The following is a 15,111-nucleotide window of genomic DNA, read 5'->3' as shown; positions in this document are numbered from 1 at the left end:
TAATGCAACCAATTCCTGCCAACGGATATTCAATTTATTTCAATGAAAATGGATATGACCAACTTAATAAAACCATTTCTGAAAATAATTATTCTTCTATTTTTATTTTAACAGACGAACATACTAACGAATTTTGTTTGCCTATATTATTACCAAATTTAGCCACAGAAATTAGCATAGAAATAATAGAAATTGAAGCTGGAGAAGGCATCAAAAACATTACAACTTGTTCTGAATTATGGTCAATTTTATCAGATTTAGGCGCAGATAGAAAAAGTGTTTTAATCAATCTTGGTGGTGGAGTTGTTACTGATATTGGCGGATTTATAGCTTCTACTTTTAAAAGAGGAATCGATTTTATTAATATTCCAACAACTTTACTTGGAATGGTTGATGCTTCAATTGGTGGAAAAAATGGTGTAGATTTAGGAAATCTTAAAAATCAAATAGGAACTATAAATGTGCCAAAACTTCTTGTAATTGATAGTTTATTTTTAGAAACTTTGTCGCAGCAAGAAATGAAATCTGGATTAGCAGAAATGTTAAAACACGGTTTAATTTATGATAAACTTTACTGGATGCAATTTTTAAATTTATCTGATATTGGTTTTGCCAATTTTGATACCTTAATATATAGATCAATTGAAATTAAAAACGAAATAGTAAAGCAAGATCCAACCGAAAACGGAATTAGAAAAGCATTAAATTTTGGTCACACACTTGGTCACGCAATAGAAAGTCATTTTCTAGAAACTAAAAATGCATTACTTCACGGCGAAGCAATTGCTATAGGAATGATTCTTGAAAGTTATATTGCCAAAGAAAAAAATTTACTACCTAACGATGAGTATATCGAAATAAAAACCGTTATAAAAAGTATCTATAAAGAGCATCTTTTTAGTGAAACCGACATCAATTTGATTATTGATTTACTAATTCACGACAAGAAAAATGAATATGGAAAAGTACAATTTGCATTAATTGAAAAAATTGGAAAAAGCATCTTAAATCAATCTGTTGAAAATGAATTAATTAGAAGTAGTTTTAACGATTATAAATCTTAACATTATTTTTATGTAAATTTTTGGTTTTCGCAAAATTTATTTTTTAAATTTGCCGTAATGATAAATAACAGCAACGCTACTTTTAATAATTTATTCTTACAAGATATTTCAAACGCTTTTAAAGTTTTGATAGCAACTTTCTTGATTATTGTTGAAACCACAGCGGCTTTATTTTTTCAAACCAACAAAACTGTTTCTATAAAATTGCCTATCATATATGCTAACATTAGAGTTTGAATTCTAAGTTAAATTTTCCATTTAATTTTTAATCCATTTGTAAATAAAACAAACTCAATGAATACTAAATATTTCGATTTAATAAATCAAACCTACTATTTTCCACAAGAAGAATTTACATTAAACAAAGACAATGCGCTTCAATTTCATAATATAGATTTAATGAAATTGGTAGAAGAATATGGTACACCTTTAAAGTTTACTTATTTGCCTCAAATTTCCAACAACATTAAAAGAGCCAAAAACTGGTTTAGAAATGCAATGGAAAAAAATAAATACGAAGGTAAATATTATTATTGTTATTGCACTAAAAGTTCTCATTTTCAATATATTATGAATGAAGCTTTTAAAAACAACATACACATAGAAACGTCTTCTGCTTATGATATTAATATTGTAGAAAATTTATTAGAAAACGGGAAAATTAATAAAAGTACTTTTATTATTTGCAATGGTTTTAAAAGAGATCAATACATTACTAATATTGCTCGATTAATAAATAATGGTCATAAAAATGCCATTCCAATTATAGATAATTACGAAGAATTAGATTTGCTTCAAGCGGAAATTAAAGGAAAATTTAAAATCGGAATTAGAATTGCTGCCGAAGAAGAACCAAAATTTGAATTTTATACTTCACGTTTAGGTATTGGTTACAAAAATATTGTTGCTTTTTACAAGAAGCAAATTCAAGAAAATGATAAATTAGAGTTGAAAATCCTTCACTTTTTTATCAATACAGGAATTAATGATACAGCTTACTATTGGAACGAATTAGTAAAATGTATCAAAGTATATATTGCTTTAAAAAAAGAATGCCCATCGCTAGACGGATTGAATATTGGTGGAGGTTTTCCTATCAAAAATTCATTGGCATTTGAATATGATTACCAATATATGATTGACGAAATTATCAATCAAATAAAAATTGCTTGTGAAGAAGCAGAAGTTGATGTTCCTAATATTTTTACAGAATTTGGTTCGTTTACTGTTGGAGAATCTGGTGGAGCAATTTATCAAGTTTTATATCAAAAGCAACAAAATGATAGAGAAAAATGGAATATGATTGACAGCTCTTTCATAACCACTTTACCTGATACTTGGGCAATTAACAAGCGTTTTATTATGTTGGCAATTAACAGATGGAACGATCAATATGAACGAGTTTTACTTGGCGGAATGACTTGTGATAGTGATGATTACTATAATTCTGAACAAAATATGAACGCTATTTATTTGCCTAAATACAATAAAGAAAAACCTTTATATATTGGATTTTTTAATACTGGAGCATATCAAGAAACTATCGGTGGTTATGGTGGTTTGCATCACTGTTTAATTCCTCAACCACAACATATTTTAATTGACAGAGACGAAAACGGAATTATTGCTACAGAAGTTTTTTCTGAACAACAAACCTCTGATGATGTATTGAAAATATTAGGATATACTAAAAAACAAGAAGAAATTTTAAATAAATAATACCAATAAATAATTTTGATTGTATTACAAAATAGTTTTTCTTTGAACAACTAACTACAAATAAATTTAATAATAACAGAATCTGAAATACTGAAATAAATTCAGCATAAATAATTCAGATTAAAACTAAAAAAATGAGTAAAGGACCAATTAGCCAGTTTATTGAAAAGCATTATTTGCATTTTAATTCGGCATCATTAGTAGATGCAGCAAAAGGTTATGAAGATCAATTAGCCAAAGGTGCCAAAATGATGGTAACAATGGCTGGAGCAATGAGCACAGCCGAAATTGGAAAGATTTTTGCAGAAGTAATTCGTCAAGATAAAGTGCACATAATTTCTTGTACTGGAGCCAATCTTGAGGAAGATATTATGAATTTAGTAGCACATTCTCACTACGAAAGAGTTCCAAATTACAGAGATTTAACTCCTCAAGAAGAATGGGATTTACTAGAAAGAGGATTGAATCGTGTTACTGATACTTGCATTCCAGAGCACGAAGCTTTTAGACGTTTACAAAAACATATTTATGCCATTTGGAAAGATGCAGATGATAAAGGTGAACGTTATTTTCCTCACGAATTTATGTATAAAATGTTACTTTCTGGCGTTTTAGAAGAATACTACGAAATAGATTTAAAAGACAGTTGGATGTATGCTGCGGCAGAAAAAAACCTCCCAATTATTGTTCCAGGTTGGGAAGACAGTACCATGGGAAATATTTTTGCATCGTATGTAATTAAAGGAGAATTAAAAGCTTCTACAATGAAATCTGGTATAGAATATATGGTTTTCTTGAGCGATTGGTATCCAAAAAATAGCGCTAATGGAGTTGGTTTTTTCCAAATTGGTGGTGGAATTGCAGGTGATTTTCCAATATGTGTAGTACCAATGTTGTATCAAGATATGGAAATGACAACAGTGCCTTTTTGGAGCTATTTCTGTCAAATTTCCGATTCTACAACTAGTTATGGTTCGTATTCTGGAGCAGTTCCAAACGAAAAAATTACTTGGGGAAAATTAGATATTACTACTCCAAAATTCATAATAGAATCAGACGCAACAATCGTTGCACCACTTATATTTGCTTATTTGTTAGATTTATAAAAGACTGAAATTGTATGAAAAGAGTTATTGTTGATTACGCAAAATTAACCGGAGATATTTTAAACCTATTGGTAGAAAAATTTCCAGAAGGTTATGACGATTCTGATATTATTCGTTTTAGAAATGCTCAAAATGAGTTAATTGAAGCTGTTGAAGTCAAAACTGACGATACTATTTATTTAGTTAAAGTAAGTACAAAACTGGCCAGCAGAATGGAAAAATACGATGAGGAAGACGATATAGATTCTGTAATTGAACCAATTATTCCAGTTGCTGGATTGGATGATGATGAAGATGCAAGTGATGACGAAGACGAAGAGATTGATTTATTAAAAGACAAAGGTGGATCTGACGAAGGTGATGATTCTGAAGATGATGATGACGATTTTGACGAAGAACCATCAGATAATTTTGATGACGAAGAAGAAGAAGATTAAATTGATGTACGATGTTTGAAATACGAAATACGAAGTTTTAAGTGTAATATTTTCAAATGTGTTTAAATATTTAAAATCCCAAATTCCAATATTTATAGGAATTTGGGATTTTTTGTATTTTAAATTTTTAATTGACATTTATTTTGCTCAATTTTTCACATTACTCCAATTAATCGAAGGTTGAATAGTTTTTAAAGCATCAATATCTCTTTTAAATTTATTATTTAATTTTACAACTGTGTCACACCTTTTATCTTGATCATTAAAATAAATATTCCCAATATATGTGATTTCACCTTTTTTAATTTCATAAGGAATTGAAAATCCTCCGATTTTAACTTCATAATTTCCAGCTCTAAAAATACTAATACTAGCCAATCTAACACTAGATATTTCAAAATCACCAACTGGTCTTTTAATTGCAAACAAATAAGTTCTACCATCATCTAATTGACCGATTTGATTTCTGTCTATTTCAAATTCTTGTGACTTATTATATTGAAGTTTAAAAAAGTATCCATCAAAATTGGGTTTATTTGTTGGAAAAGTTACAGAACCTACAAGTAATCCGTTTTCAGAAGATTTAGTAAAATTCATAGGTTTACTTGGTAGACTTGCAACAGCGCAACTTTGAACTAAAATAATTGTTGAAAATAATACAATTGATAAAGTAGTAATTTTAAATAATTTATTTTTCATTTAGTTAAATTTGATTTTTAAATTTCATTTTTTTTTAATAAGCCAACTTTCTACTCCTAACTCCTAACTTCCTACTTTCTATTTACAAGTATCTTTCCTCAAAAATTCGCTGATGATGATTCTGATGTCCAATAATTATAAAACCTGCTGCTCTAACTGACATTGGTTTGTTAGATGCAGTTCCAATTCTTAGCATTTCTTCTTCAGTAAAATCTTTAAAAAGTAATAATGTTGAATGTCTTACAGCAGATAATTCAGTAAGCAAACTCATTAAAGTTCTATTATTTCCTTTGGCGACTTTTGCATAATCATTTTCTTCAAATCCTGGTAAAGCAGTTTTATCATTTCTTGCAAAACATAATGCTCTGTAACTAAAAATACGTTCAGCATCAATTAAATGCTGAATAATATCTTTAATTGTCCATTTTCCTTCTGCGTAAGCGTAATCGTGCTTGTCCATTGGAATATCTTGCACAAATCGAATGAATCTGTGTAACGAAATTTCTAATTCTTCTTGTAAAACTTCGTCTTTTAAAGTTGATAAATATGGTTTGTACCAATCGCCATATTCATTAGATTGTAATTGATTTGCTCTGTTCATAGTTTTTTATTTAATTTTTTAAGCCGAATTTCTACTAGCATTTGTATTGCCAAATAAGGAACGTGTAACTAGTTTTTCAAAAATAGCAAGCAATTTTTCATCCTTACTTCCACTCTTTTTAATTTCATTAATTCTTGACAATGCATATTGCTGAATTGTCAATAAAGGTAACACAATATTCTCTCGCATTGTAATAGAAGCTTTTCCATCTGGATAATTTTCCATTAATTCGTTGTGATTGGCAATTTTTAATAATAATCGTTTAGTTTCTAAAAATTCATCATAAATTATTTGCCAAAATTCGCCAAATTCAGAATCATTTTTTATGTATTGTGTTACAGGAAAATAACATTTAGCCAAAGACATCATACTGTTTTCTAATAAGGTTTTGAAAAATAATGAATTGTTAAATAATGTTTGCACTTCTTCCCATTGATTGGTATCTTCAAAATATTTTAATGCAGTTCCAACTCCAAAAAAACCTGGAACATTCTGCTTCATCTGACTCCAAGAACCAACAAAAGGTATAGCTCGCAAGTCGGCAAAGTTTAATTTATTATCAATATTTCTCTTGCTTGGACGACTTCCAATATTGGTTTTAGAATAATAATTTAACGTGCTCATTTGCTCCAAATAAGGAATAAACTTGGGATGATTTTTAAAATTCAAATATTTTTGATAACCAATTAATGCCAATTCATCAATTAAAGATTTGTCTTTTTCTGATAAATTATTTTGCTCTTTACTAAAAATTTCATTTGAAACTCCAGCACTTAAAAGATTTTCTAAATTGTATCTACACGAATCTAAAGTTCCAAAATTAGAACTAATTGTTTGACCTTGAATGGTTAATTGAATTTCTCGATGTTCAATATTTGTTCCTAAAGAAGCATAAAATTTATGAGTTTTTCCGCCACCACGTGCTGGTGGACCACCACGACCATCAAAAAATATAACTTCAATTCCGTATTTTCTAGAAATTTTAGTAATTGCTTCTTTAGCTTTAAAGATTCCCCAATTTGCCATTAAATAGCCACCATCTTTTGTTCCGTCAGAGAAACCTAACATTACTGTTTGTTTATTTCTTCTATTTTTCAAATGATTTTTATAGGTTTCATTGCTATACAATTGTTCCATAATTGCATCTGCGTTATGCAAATCATCAATTAATTCAAAAAGTGGAACTATGTCTACAGTTGGATTTTCCCATTTGCAAAGTTTAAAAAACATCAATGTTTCCAATACATTTAAAGCACTTTCGTTGTTACTTATTATGTATCGGTTTGCTCCTAGTTCGCCATTTTTATCTTGAATTTCTTTAATCGCAACTATAGATTCAATGGTGTTTTTTGTCATTTCATCGTCAAAATCATCTGTAGAAATTGTTTCAGAAATTTTAGAAAGAAACACAAATCGTTCTTCATCAGATAAAGAAAAATAATTTTTTAAATCAGAATTTTTACTTTCCAAATGACTAAAAATTGTTTTAATTACTTGATTGTGAATTTTACTGTTCTGACGAATATCTAAAGATGCAAAATGAAATCCGAAAGTGTTGACTTTATTTATTAAGTCAATAATTTCATCAATATAAAGTGACTGATGTTTATCTATGCAAATAGTTTTGACCAAATTTAGTTTATCTTTAAGTTCAGGTAAAGTTATGTAAATACTTCCATCAGAATAAAATACAGATCGATATAATTTATTTTCAATTTCTTGAATAATAATTTCAATTCCAGAAAAAGTTAATTTTCTTCTTAATTTTCTAATGTCATTATAATAACATTTCAAAATTGAAGTTCGTAATTTATTGGCAACTTTTAAAGTTATTTCTGTTGTTACAAATGGATTTCCATCTCTATCACCACCAGGCCAAAATCCTAGATTGATTATTGAATTTTTAATAGCTTTTTCTTGATAAATATTCTTTTGCAAAAATTGAATCATTTCACCACTAGTTTGATAAAATACGTTTTCCAAATACCAAATTAAACTTACAGCTTCATCAAGTGGCGTTGGTTTTTCTTTTTTTATAAAAGGTGTTTTACCAAGTTGTGCTAGCAATTCTTTTATTTTAGATAGATTATTTTCTCTAATTGCATCTGTTAAATCGGTTATAATTCCTAATACAGAACCAGGATAAAATTGTGTTGGATGCGCTGTTAATACTGTTCTTACGTTGAAATTTTCTAAAAAATGCAACAACTCATTTTGCTTATTTTCTGCTTCAACTTTGTCTTTAACTTCTCTAAGCGAACCATTTCCTTCCAAGTTATTTACAACAGAAAATGCTGCGTCTTCAATAGCATCAAAAAGTACAATTTGACGTTCTACATATTGAATAAATTTAAAAAGTAAATCGATTTTTTCTTCCTCAGAAACTGTTCCTAAATACTTCTCAGAAAAAGAATTTACAATTTCAATTGGACTAAAATTATTCTTTAAACCAGTATCACAAACTTCTGAAAAAAGTGGCAATAAAACTCCTGTATTGTCAATAGAATCAAATGGTAAAGTAATAAATACACTGTTGTATATTTGATATTTAGAAATTACATTTTCGTTGTAGCGTTCTATTTTGGGAAGTGTATACATAGTTTATTTTTTATTATCTGTAATTCCAATTATAACACCAAAATCGCCATCTGTTTGAATCCAATTTACTTTAGGACAATACGTTCTAGAAACAAATCCGTCTAAATATAAAGCATTTTTGCATCCTTTACTTTTGAAAAATTGGGCAAAATCATAAAAATTTATTTCCTTTTTAGACATTGCAAAAATCACTTCATTGTTTGGTAAAACTCCTACTCCATTTCTAATGTTTAAATTAATTGATTTTTCATTAAATGAAGCATGAATTTCTCCATTAATTACTAACATTGGTCCAGATTGTGTTGCGTATTTAACATGATTATTTTGAATATAATCTTCTGTTTTACAAATAATTGGTATGTTTTTATCTGTCAAATAAAAAACTCCATTAGGTTTTAAATAGAAATTTCCATTTCCGTTTAACGTGTCAATTTTACTTTTTATAACATTGTTTTCTATAAATAAACCTTGTGGTGAATGGTCTTTTTTATACATTCCGCCATTAGTAGCAAACAATAATTTTTGTTTTTTTGTTTTTAAATACTTCTTAACATTTTCAATACTTCCAAAATTTATTCCTTTATCGTTTTTATAATACAATATAATTGTCTCAAGCTTTGTATTTACTGTATAAAAAACGAAATTTTCATCCTCATTTTTAAACTTAAATTGAAGTAAAAAGAAAGTAACAAACACAACTGAAAATAAAAGTAAAATTCGTTTTTTCATTGTAATGGATTTGAATTTTAAAGATACAAAAAAACCTCATTCGCCGAAACTAATGAGGTTTTAAAATTTTAGAGAAATTTAATTATTAAATATCTTTAAATATAGTGTGCATTAAACGTTTTTTATCATTGATGCTTTCTTCTAATGAAATCATAGTTTCTGTTCTGTAAACGCCTTCAATATCGTCAATCATAAAGATAACATCTTTTGCATGTTTTGTATCTTTAGCTCTAATTTTACAGAAAATATTAAATTTTCCTGTTGTTACGTGTGCAACAGTTACAAACGGAATTTCGTTAATTCTTTCTAGAACAAATTTAGTTTGCGATGTATTGTTAAGGAAAACGCCAACGTAAGCTATGAAAGAATATCCTAATTTTTCGTAGTCTAATGTTAATGAAGAACCCATAATGATTCCTGCATCTTCCATTTTCTTTACTCTAACGTGAACAGTTCCAGCAGAAATAAGTAATTTTTTTGCTATATCTGTAAATGGAATTCTAGTGTTATCAATCAACATATCTAAGATTTGATGATCTACTTCATCTAAACGGAATTTACTCATAACTTGTAATTTTTAAAGTTGTTTTATTTATAACGCAATATATATACATTTTATTTAATAAAAAAAGAAAAAAGTTAAACTTTTTTCAAACCATTAACAAAAATTAAATTATTATCTAAATAAAAATTTGCTTTTTGATTAATTTTCGGAATATTATCTTCATTATCTGAATACAACTTTCCTTTTGCATCGTGCTCTAAATGTGAAAAAAGATTTTTTAAATCTCCTATTTCAGATATATAAGCGTTGAATACTATTTTATTATCAAATAATTCTTCTTTATATTGAATTGCAAAATTCGTAATTATTTCTTTACCATCATAATTTATTTTGACATTTTTGTAAAAAATATCATAAAAACAGACTTTATTTTGAGGAATTAATAAATAATTATCTAATTCGTTATTAACTACATCGTTATCGTAAATAAATTGCAAACCACTTAATATTGATATAAAAATCATTTCTCTAGTTTTTTCTCTGTTATAATCGTTTGGAAAATGACCAGCTTCGAATAAAATTGTTGGAATATTTAACGATTGAAACTTATCGCCAATGCAATTTAAATTAAAACCATCATCAAATCGACCAACTTGATTTGGAATATGCTTTTGCAATTCAGTATTCATTGCAAATATAATAGATGCAGCACTTTTTCTAACTTCATTATATTCTTTACTTTCATTAAAAGATGGTGCTAAAAACGAAACAGTTGCAGGTTTTCCTGTGTCTGAAACTCCAAAAATAGTTCTTTGATCGTGCAAATTGAAACAGAAATTTGGATTGAAGTCATCAAACATTTGTCTTAACAAAATACTTTCTGGTTGAGAAAGAGTTACTGAATCTCTATTTAAATCAACTTTATTTGCATTTTCACGAGTATAAAACTTTGCGCCATCTGGATTTAGCATTGGAAGAATACAAAATGTAATTTTTTTTAATAATTTGTTAGCAAATTCAGAGTCAGAATTTAAAAAATTAATAAAATCAAAAACAGCTTTGGTAGTTGTACTTTCATTTCCGTGCATTTGCGACCACATAAATACTTTAACTTTTCCAGAACCAATTTGATACATATATATTGGTTTTTCTAAAACAGAATTCCCAATTATCGTAACGTGTTTTTTATTGATTTGATTTATTAAAATTGGTTCAATTTCTTGTAAAGTTATGTAGCGTCCAAAAAGACTTTGCTGTTTATATTGAGAAAATAAATTTCTAAAATTCATTGAATAGTATTTGATGTTACAAAAGTAAACAAGTTTGAAATTACAATTGTAAACAATAAATCATTCGTTATAATTTACATTTGTAACCTATTATTAATGGTTTTAGTAGCTTTAGTTAATCTGAATTTTGGTAAATATTACAAATGTCATTTTATAATATTAATTTATTTAATTTCAGTTAGTTACTATTGATTATATAAAGTAAAATCAATAGTTATTTGTTATTATTTTGTTATTTTACAATTGTAAATTTGTAAAATCAATAAAAGTAATTTACATTTGTAACTCGTAATAATTAATGCAAATTACAATGGTAAATACAGATGATTTTATAAAACGATTGGAAATACTATTTGATTATTATACCATTTCTTCCTCTAGTTTTGCCGATAAAATTGGTGTACAACGATCGAGTTTATCTCACCTACTTTCAGGTAGAAACAAACCAAGTTTAGATTTAATATTAAAAATTATAGCTGTTTTTCCAGAGGTAGATTTGTACTGGATTTTAAACGGAAAAGGAAGTTTTCCTAAAAATAATAATAGTGAAAATATAATTTCTGATGCAAAAAAAACAGAAACTTCTACCCTATTTAATTTTCCAACTGAAGATATTGAAGAATTAAAGAAAGTAAAAAAATCTGATATTGAAGAAAATGTTATAGAATCTAAATTAGATAATAATTCATATTCTAGTAAAATTGTTGATAAAATTGTGTTTTTCTATACTGATGGAAGTTTTAAAGAATATATAAGATAGGATTTTAATTTACCTTAAAATCATTTTCAGAAACTTTTCCTTTAACTCCAGAAAAATGTTTCAGTAAAATTTTTAAATCTTCTTCATAATTTCCCGATGGTTTTAATTCGTTTCCAATTGAAACCTGTTTCTTTCCAAAATCAAATGCTACAGGAATTATAGGAACATTTGCTTTAAGCGCAATAAAATAAAATCCAGATTTAATTTCTGTTACTTTTTTACGTGTTCCTTCTGGCATAATTGCAAGGCGAAGTTCGTTATTGGTTTCAAATATTTTTGCAATAGCATCAACTTTGTTTAAATTTCCTACTCTATCTATAGGTTTTCCGCCCATATATCTAAAATACCATCCAAAAGGAAATTTGAATAATTCTTTTTTAGCAATGTAATGCATTGGAATTTGAGTGATTCCACGAGTAAAAAACCCGAGATAAAAATCGTGCCAACTAGTGTGAGGCATCACCATTAATACACATTTCATTGTTGATTTATCAATTGTTCCAACAATTTTCCAACCCATTACTTTAAAAAAAATAAATTTATAAAGCCATTTTTTCATCTAATATATTTTGTGTAAATTTAGCATAAATATAGACTTATCATAAACAAACTGTATGTTAGCCAAATTTCTTAGTTTTTTTATTCCAATTAATGTTACTAAAAAAAAATCTGCAATAAGTAAATCTATAGAAGTTACTTGGAACAATGGTCAGTTGGTTTTAGATTCACAAAATACAAATTATTCTTATGGCAGTTTGCAAAGAATTCTGCGTAAAGGATTGAAATATATTGGATTTGAACGAATTAAAAGTTTTGAAAATATATTAATTCTTGGTGTTGCTGGCGGAAGTGTAATTAAAACTTTGGTTGATGAAATTAAATTTAAAGGCAAAATAACTGGTGTTGAAATTGACTTAGAAATTATACAAATTGCCAATGAATATTTTAAATTAAACGAAATAAAAAATCTAGAAATTAGTATTGATGATGCCTTTGAATATGTTTTAAAAACCAAAGATAAGTATGATTTAATTGTAATAGATATTTTTCAAGATACTACAATGCCCAATTTTTTGTTTGAAGATTTTTTTATAAATAGAATTAATTTCTTATTGAATTTTAACGGATTTATTTTATTTAATACAATGGTTATCAACGAGAAAGAACGAATTAGAAATATAGATTACAAAAAGAAATTTGATAAAAATTATTCGGTTAGAATGTATCCAAAAGTAGAAGATCACAACGAATTATTTACCATTAAAAAGCTAGTTCTATGAAACATTTTTTAAAGAAATTATTACTTGGAAAAGTTACTAGAATTGAAAGAACTAGCAGTAGTTTTAATCCAATTCAAAAAAGAATTTTAAATATTCGTGCCATTTGGAACAACGATCATCAGTTTGATAACGGAATTGAAAAAATTGTTAGACTATTTCTTTCTATTTCTCAATTGCTTTTTCCTGGAGTTTATATTAAATATCTTGCAAATAAAAAAGGTAGCGAATATCAAGACTTGGCAATGGATTTTTATGTTTTATTGAAAGTTGCTTTGCCAATTTATATTCTAATTTACCATTTACAAGAATATAAAATTGTAATTTATTTTATGGTTTATTTATTGCTGGAAACCGTTTTTTACATTCCAACTTTAATTTTTGCATCCGATTTATTTTCTAGACCAAGATCATACAAACGTTCTATGTTATTGCTTTTCTTTAATTATATAGAAATTGTAATATCGTTTGGCGTTTTATATACTTTGGGTGAGAATATGAATATGCCTTTTCAAACTTGGTTTGATCCAATTTATTTTAGTATAATAAGTTCAAATTCAATTGGTTTTGGCGATTATTATCCAGTTTCAACCTTTGGGAAAGTATTGGTAAGTATTCAAGCAATGTTCTTTTTATCGTTTGTAGTATTGTTTTTAAACTTTTTTTCTACAAAAGTAAAAAGTAAAGGATACTTTGATAATGAAGAAATGGAATAATAATTTAGTGTATCATTTTTCTAGCTTTTTCTATATCTTCAAGCGTATCAATTCCAATTCCGATGTGATTGGTTTCAACCATTTTAATACGTTTTCCAAATTCTAGATAGCGTAATTGTTCTAGTTTTTCTGACGCTTCTAATGATTTCATTGGAAGTGAATAAAAATCTAAAATAGCTTGTTTTCTAAATGCATATATTCCGATGTGTTGAAAATAGCGAACTCCAACATTTTTTTCTCTTGCATACGGAATTACAGAACGTGAAAAATACAAAGCAAACTGATTTTGGTCTACAACAACTTTGACATTATTGGGATTATTAATTTCGTATTCGTTTTTAATTTCTCTCATTAACGATGCTAAATCTACTTTATTATCAACATCATTTTTAAAAACTTGTATCAATTTTTCTAAAGGTTCTTTATTGATAAAAGGTTCATCACCTTGAACATTTACAACTAAATCAACATCAATATTTTCGATAGCTTCGGCAATTCTATCACTTCCTGATTCGTGTTCTTTTATTGACATTATTGCTTTTCCACCATTGGAAATTATTTGGTCAAATATTAAAGTGGAATCTGTAACCACAAAAACATCATCAAAAAGATTTGTTTCAATTGCAGCTTGATAAGTTCGTAGAATAACCGTTTTTCCACCTAAATCTTGCATGAGTTTAGCAGGAAATCTTGTAGAAGCATATCTGGCAGGAATTACAGCAATTATTTTCATTTTTTTTAGTTGTGGGTTTTGAGTTATGAGTTTTGCGTTATGAGTTATGAATTTAGGTTGATTAAATATTATTTACAAACTAGGAAACTCATAACGCATAACTCAAAACTCACAACTATTTAAATTTTTTAAAAATCCAATAAACAAATCCAAAGATAGTAACTACAAGTACAATAGCAAGTATTGGAAAGAAAATTGCTAATGAACTTAATGTAATTGCAGTTCCTGTTTCGGCAGTAGAAACTAATGGATTTCCAATTCCTGCGGTTTTTACAGAAGAAGCTAATCGTGTCATTGTTGTCATTCCTTGCATTGCAGAAGCTGTTCCACCACCAGCAATTATGGCTAAAATTGTAGTTAATGTAGGTGAAATATCTACTAGTGTTGATGCCATTACTACAAATCCTGCAAGTGCAGCTAATGGTGTTGCAATTGTATCTAATAAATTATCTATAAAAGGAATATAATAGCCGAAAATTTCGAAAATCATTGCTGCGCCAAAGCTTATTAATGCAGGTAAACCACCAATCCAAAGCCAATTATCATTGAGTGAAACTACATTGAAATAGGATGCCAAACTTAAAGCAAAAATTGGCAAAAAAACTCTTAATCCTGATGCAGAAGCAAGTCCTATTCCGAGAAATAATGATAAAAGTAATTGTGTAGTCATTTTTTTTGTTGTGGGTTTTGGGTTGTGAGTTGTGAGTTTTTAAATGAATATTATTTTAAAATTATTTTTACAATTGCTATTATTTTAAATTGACTTTTGAAATTGAAATTGATTTTTGAAATTGATTTTTGAAATTGAAAACTAGTGTTATAATCCTTCGACTGCGCTCAGGAAGACAAAGCAACTTAAATTTTAAATTATTTTTACA

General features: G+C 27.5%; 16 protein-coding genes. 7 read left to right on the top strand and 9 right to left on the bottom strand.

The window, feature by feature from the left end; translation table 11 throughout:
• Positions 1-2 precede the first annotated feature (2 nt).
• The 4 genes from aroB (at position 3) to ACH2BC_RS00335 (ending at position 4,326) form a co-directional block, all read left to right on the top strand.
• Complete coding sequence (gene aroB, locus ACH2BC_RS00350; protein WP_395051931.1) at positions 3-1,064, top strand: 3-dehydroquinate synthase; 1,062 nt, start codon at positions 3-5, stop codon at positions 1,062-1,064.
• 294 nt (positions 1,065-1,358) lie between these two features.
• Positions 1,359-2,783: an arginine decarboxylase gene (locus ACH2BC_RS00345; protein ID WP_395051930.1), complete on the top strand. Its 1,425-nt coding sequence runs from the start codon at positions 1,359-1,361 to the stop codon at positions 2,781-2,783.
• A gap of 134 nt (positions 2,784-2,917) precedes the next feature.
• On the top strand, positions 2,918-3,889 hold the full coding sequence (locus ACH2BC_RS00340) for a deoxyhypusine synthase family protein (protein WP_395051929.1): 972 nt from the start codon (positions 2,918-2,920) through the stop codon (positions 3,887-3,889).
• Between the two features lie 14 nt (positions 3,890-3,903).
• Positions 3,904-4,326, top strand: coding sequence for a DNA primase (locus ACH2BC_RS00335; RefSeq protein WP_395051928.1), 423 nt, complete (start codon positions 3,904-3,906; stop codon positions 4,324-4,326).
• Between the two features lie 147 nt (positions 4,327-4,473).
• Here the strand turns inward: ACH2BC_RS00335 and ACH2BC_RS00330 are convergent, their stop codons facing one another.
• The 6 genes from ACH2BC_RS00330 to ACH2BC_RS00305 all read right to left on the bottom strand — a co-directional run bounded on the left by ACH2BC_RS00330 (position 4,474) and on the right by ACH2BC_RS00305 (position 10,747).
• A complete protein-coding gene (locus ACH2BC_RS00330) occupies positions 4,474-5,025 on the bottom strand; it encodes a hypothetical protein (protein ID WP_395051927.1) in 552 nt (183 codons plus the stop codon).
• An 82-nt stretch (positions 5,026-5,107) separates the two neighbouring features.
• Positions 5,108-5,626 carry a DinB family protein gene (locus tag ACH2BC_RS00325; RefSeq protein ID WP_395051926.1) on the bottom strand — a complete coding sequence of 173 codons (519 nt, stop codon included), beginning with the start codon at positions 5,624-5,626 and terminating at the stop codon, positions 5,108-5,110.
• A gap of 18 nt (positions 5,627-5,644) precedes the next feature.
• Entirely contained in the window at positions 5,645-8,224 is a 2,580-nt protein-coding gene (locus tag ACH2BC_RS00320) for a phosphoenolpyruvate carboxylase (RefSeq protein WP_395051925.1), read from the bottom strand.
• 3 nt (positions 8,225-8,227) lie between these two features.
• Positions 8,228-8,953, bottom strand: coding sequence for a phosphodiester glycosidase family protein (locus ACH2BC_RS00315; RefSeq protein WP_395051924.1), 726 nt, complete (start codon positions 8,951-8,953; stop codon positions 8,228-8,230).
• 85 nt (positions 8,954-9,038) lie between these two features.
• Positions 9,039-9,518 carry an Lrp/AsnC family transcriptional regulator gene (locus tag ACH2BC_RS00310; RefSeq protein ID WP_395051923.1) on the bottom strand — a complete coding sequence of 160 codons (480 nt, stop codon included), beginning with the start codon at positions 9,516-9,518 and terminating at the stop codon, positions 9,039-9,041.
• 74 nt (positions 9,519-9,592) lie between these two features.
• Positions 9,593-10,747 (bottom strand): M14 metallopeptidase family protein, encoded by a 1,155-nt coding sequence (locus ACH2BC_RS00305; protein WP_395051922.1) that lies wholly within the window; start codon positions 10,745-10,747, stop codon positions 9,593-9,595.
• A gap of 310 nt (positions 10,748-11,057) precedes the next feature.
• Here ACH2BC_RS00305 and ACH2BC_RS00300 point away from each other — a divergent pair, with 310 nt between their 5' ends.
• Entirely contained in the window at positions 11,058-11,507 is a 450-nt protein-coding gene (locus ACH2BC_RS00300; RefSeq protein ID WP_395051921.1) for a helix-turn-helix transcriptional regulator, read from the top strand.
• Positions 11,508-11,511: 4 nt separating this feature from the next.
• On the opposite strand, the gene ACH2BC_RS00295 is transcribed toward ACH2BC_RS00300, so the two are convergent.
• Positions 11,512-12,066 carry a 1-acyl-sn-glycerol-3-phosphate acyltransferase gene (locus tag ACH2BC_RS00295; RefSeq protein ID WP_395051920.1) on the bottom strand — a complete coding sequence of 185 codons (555 nt, stop codon included), beginning with the start codon at positions 12,064-12,066 and terminating at the stop codon, positions 11,512-11,514.
• A 55-nt stretch (positions 12,067-12,121) separates the two neighbouring features.
• On the opposite strand from ACH2BC_RS00295, the gene ACH2BC_RS00290 reads away from it, so the two are divergent.
• Positions 12,122-12,787, top strand: a complete 666-nt coding sequence (locus ACH2BC_RS00290; protein ID WP_395051919.1) for a spermidine synthase — start codon at positions 12,122-12,124, stop codon at positions 12,785-12,787.
• Positions 12,784-13,500, top strand: a complete 717-nt coding sequence (locus tag ACH2BC_RS00285) for a potassium channel family protein (RefSeq protein ID WP_395051918.1) — start codon at positions 12,784-12,786, stop codon at positions 13,498-13,500. Before ACH2BC_RS00290 ends, ACH2BC_RS00285 begins: the two co-directional genes overlap by 4 nt.
• A 4-nt stretch (positions 13,501-13,504) precedes the next feature.
• Here the strand turns inward: ACH2BC_RS00285 and kdsB are convergent, their stop codons facing one another.
• Entirely contained in the window at positions 13,505-14,233 is a 729-nt protein-coding gene (kdsB, locus tag ACH2BC_RS00280) for a 3-deoxy-manno-octulosonate cytidylyltransferase (protein WP_395051917.1), read from the bottom strand.
• 115 nt (positions 14,234-14,348) lie between these two features.
• Entirely contained in the window at positions 14,349-14,903 is a 555-nt protein-coding gene (locus ACH2BC_RS00275) for a DUF4126 domain-containing protein (RefSeq protein WP_395051916.1), read from the bottom strand.
• Between the last annotated feature and the right edge of the window lie 208 nt (positions 14,904-15,111).

The organism is Flavobacterium sp. (genome assembly GCF_043760115.1).
Lineage (GTDB): Bacteria > Bacteroidota > Bacteroidia > Flavobacteriales > Flavobacteriaceae > Flavobacterium.
Note: the sequence above shows the minus strand (reverse complement) of the source record. Positions and strands in the feature narration are given on the sequence as shown.

Excerpts from the sequence above, each read along its gene's own strand:
- ACH2BC_RS00300 (WP_395051921.1), top strand. The coding sequence starts at position 11,058 with ATGGTAAATACAGATGATTTTATAAAACGATTGGAAATACTATTTGAT.
- aroB (WP_395051931.1), top strand. The coding sequence starts at position 3 with ATGCAACCAATTCCTGCCAACGGATATTCAATTTATTTCAATGAAAAT.
- ACH2BC_RS00315 (WP_395051924.1), bottom strand. The coding sequence starts at position 8,953 with ATGAAAAAACGAATTTTACTTTTATTTTCAGTTGTGTTTGTTACTTTC.
- ACH2BC_RS00295 (WP_395051920.1), bottom strand. The coding sequence starts at position 12,066 with ATGAAAAAATGGCTTTATAAATTTATTTTTTTTAAAGTAATGGGTTGG.
- ACH2BC_RS00305 (WP_395051922.1), bottom strand. The coding sequence starts at position 10,747 with ATGAATTTTAGAAATTTATTTTCTCAATATAAACAGCAAAGTCTTTTT.
- kdsB (WP_395051917.1), bottom strand. The coding sequence starts at position 14,233 with ATGAAAATAATTGCTGTAATTCCTGCCAGATATGCTTCTACAAGATTT.
- ACH2BC_RS00330 (WP_395051927.1), bottom strand. The coding sequence starts at position 5,025 with ATGAAAAATAAATTATTTAAAATTACTACTTTATCAATTGTATTATTT.
- ACH2BC_RS00310 (WP_395051923.1), bottom strand. The coding sequence starts at position 9,518 with ATGAGTAAATTCCGTTTAGATGAAGTAGATCATCAAATCTTAGATATG.
- ACH2BC_RS00290 (WP_395051919.1), top strand. The coding sequence starts at position 12,122 with ATGTTAGCCAAATTTCTTAGTTTTTTTATTCCAATTAATGTTACTAAA.
- ACH2BC_RS00345 (WP_395051930.1), top strand. The coding sequence starts at position 1,359 with ATGAATACTAAATATTTCGATTTAATAAATCAAACCTACTATTTTCCA.
- ACH2BC_RS00285 (WP_395051918.1), top strand. The coding sequence starts at position 12,784 with ATGAAACATTTTTTAAAGAAATTATTACTTGGAAAAGTTACTAGAATT.
- ACH2BC_RS00340 (WP_395051929.1), top strand. The coding sequence starts at position 2,918 with ATGAGTAAAGGACCAATTAGCCAGTTTATTGAAAAGCATTATTTGCAT.
- ACH2BC_RS00275 (WP_395051916.1), bottom strand. The coding sequence starts at position 14,903 with ATGACTACACAATTACTTTTATCATTATTTCTCGGAATAGGACTTGCT.
- ACH2BC_RS00335 (WP_395051928.1), top strand. The coding sequence starts at position 3,904 with ATGAAAAGAGTTATTGTTGATTACGCAAAATTAACCGGAGATATTTTA.
- ACH2BC_RS00320 (WP_395051925.1), bottom strand. The coding sequence starts at position 8,224 with ATGTATACACTTCCCAAAATAGAACGCTACAACGAAAATGTAATTTCT.
- ACH2BC_RS00325 (WP_395051926.1), bottom strand. The coding sequence starts at position 5,626 with ATGAACAGAGCAAATCAATTACAATCTAATGAATATGGCGATTGGTAC.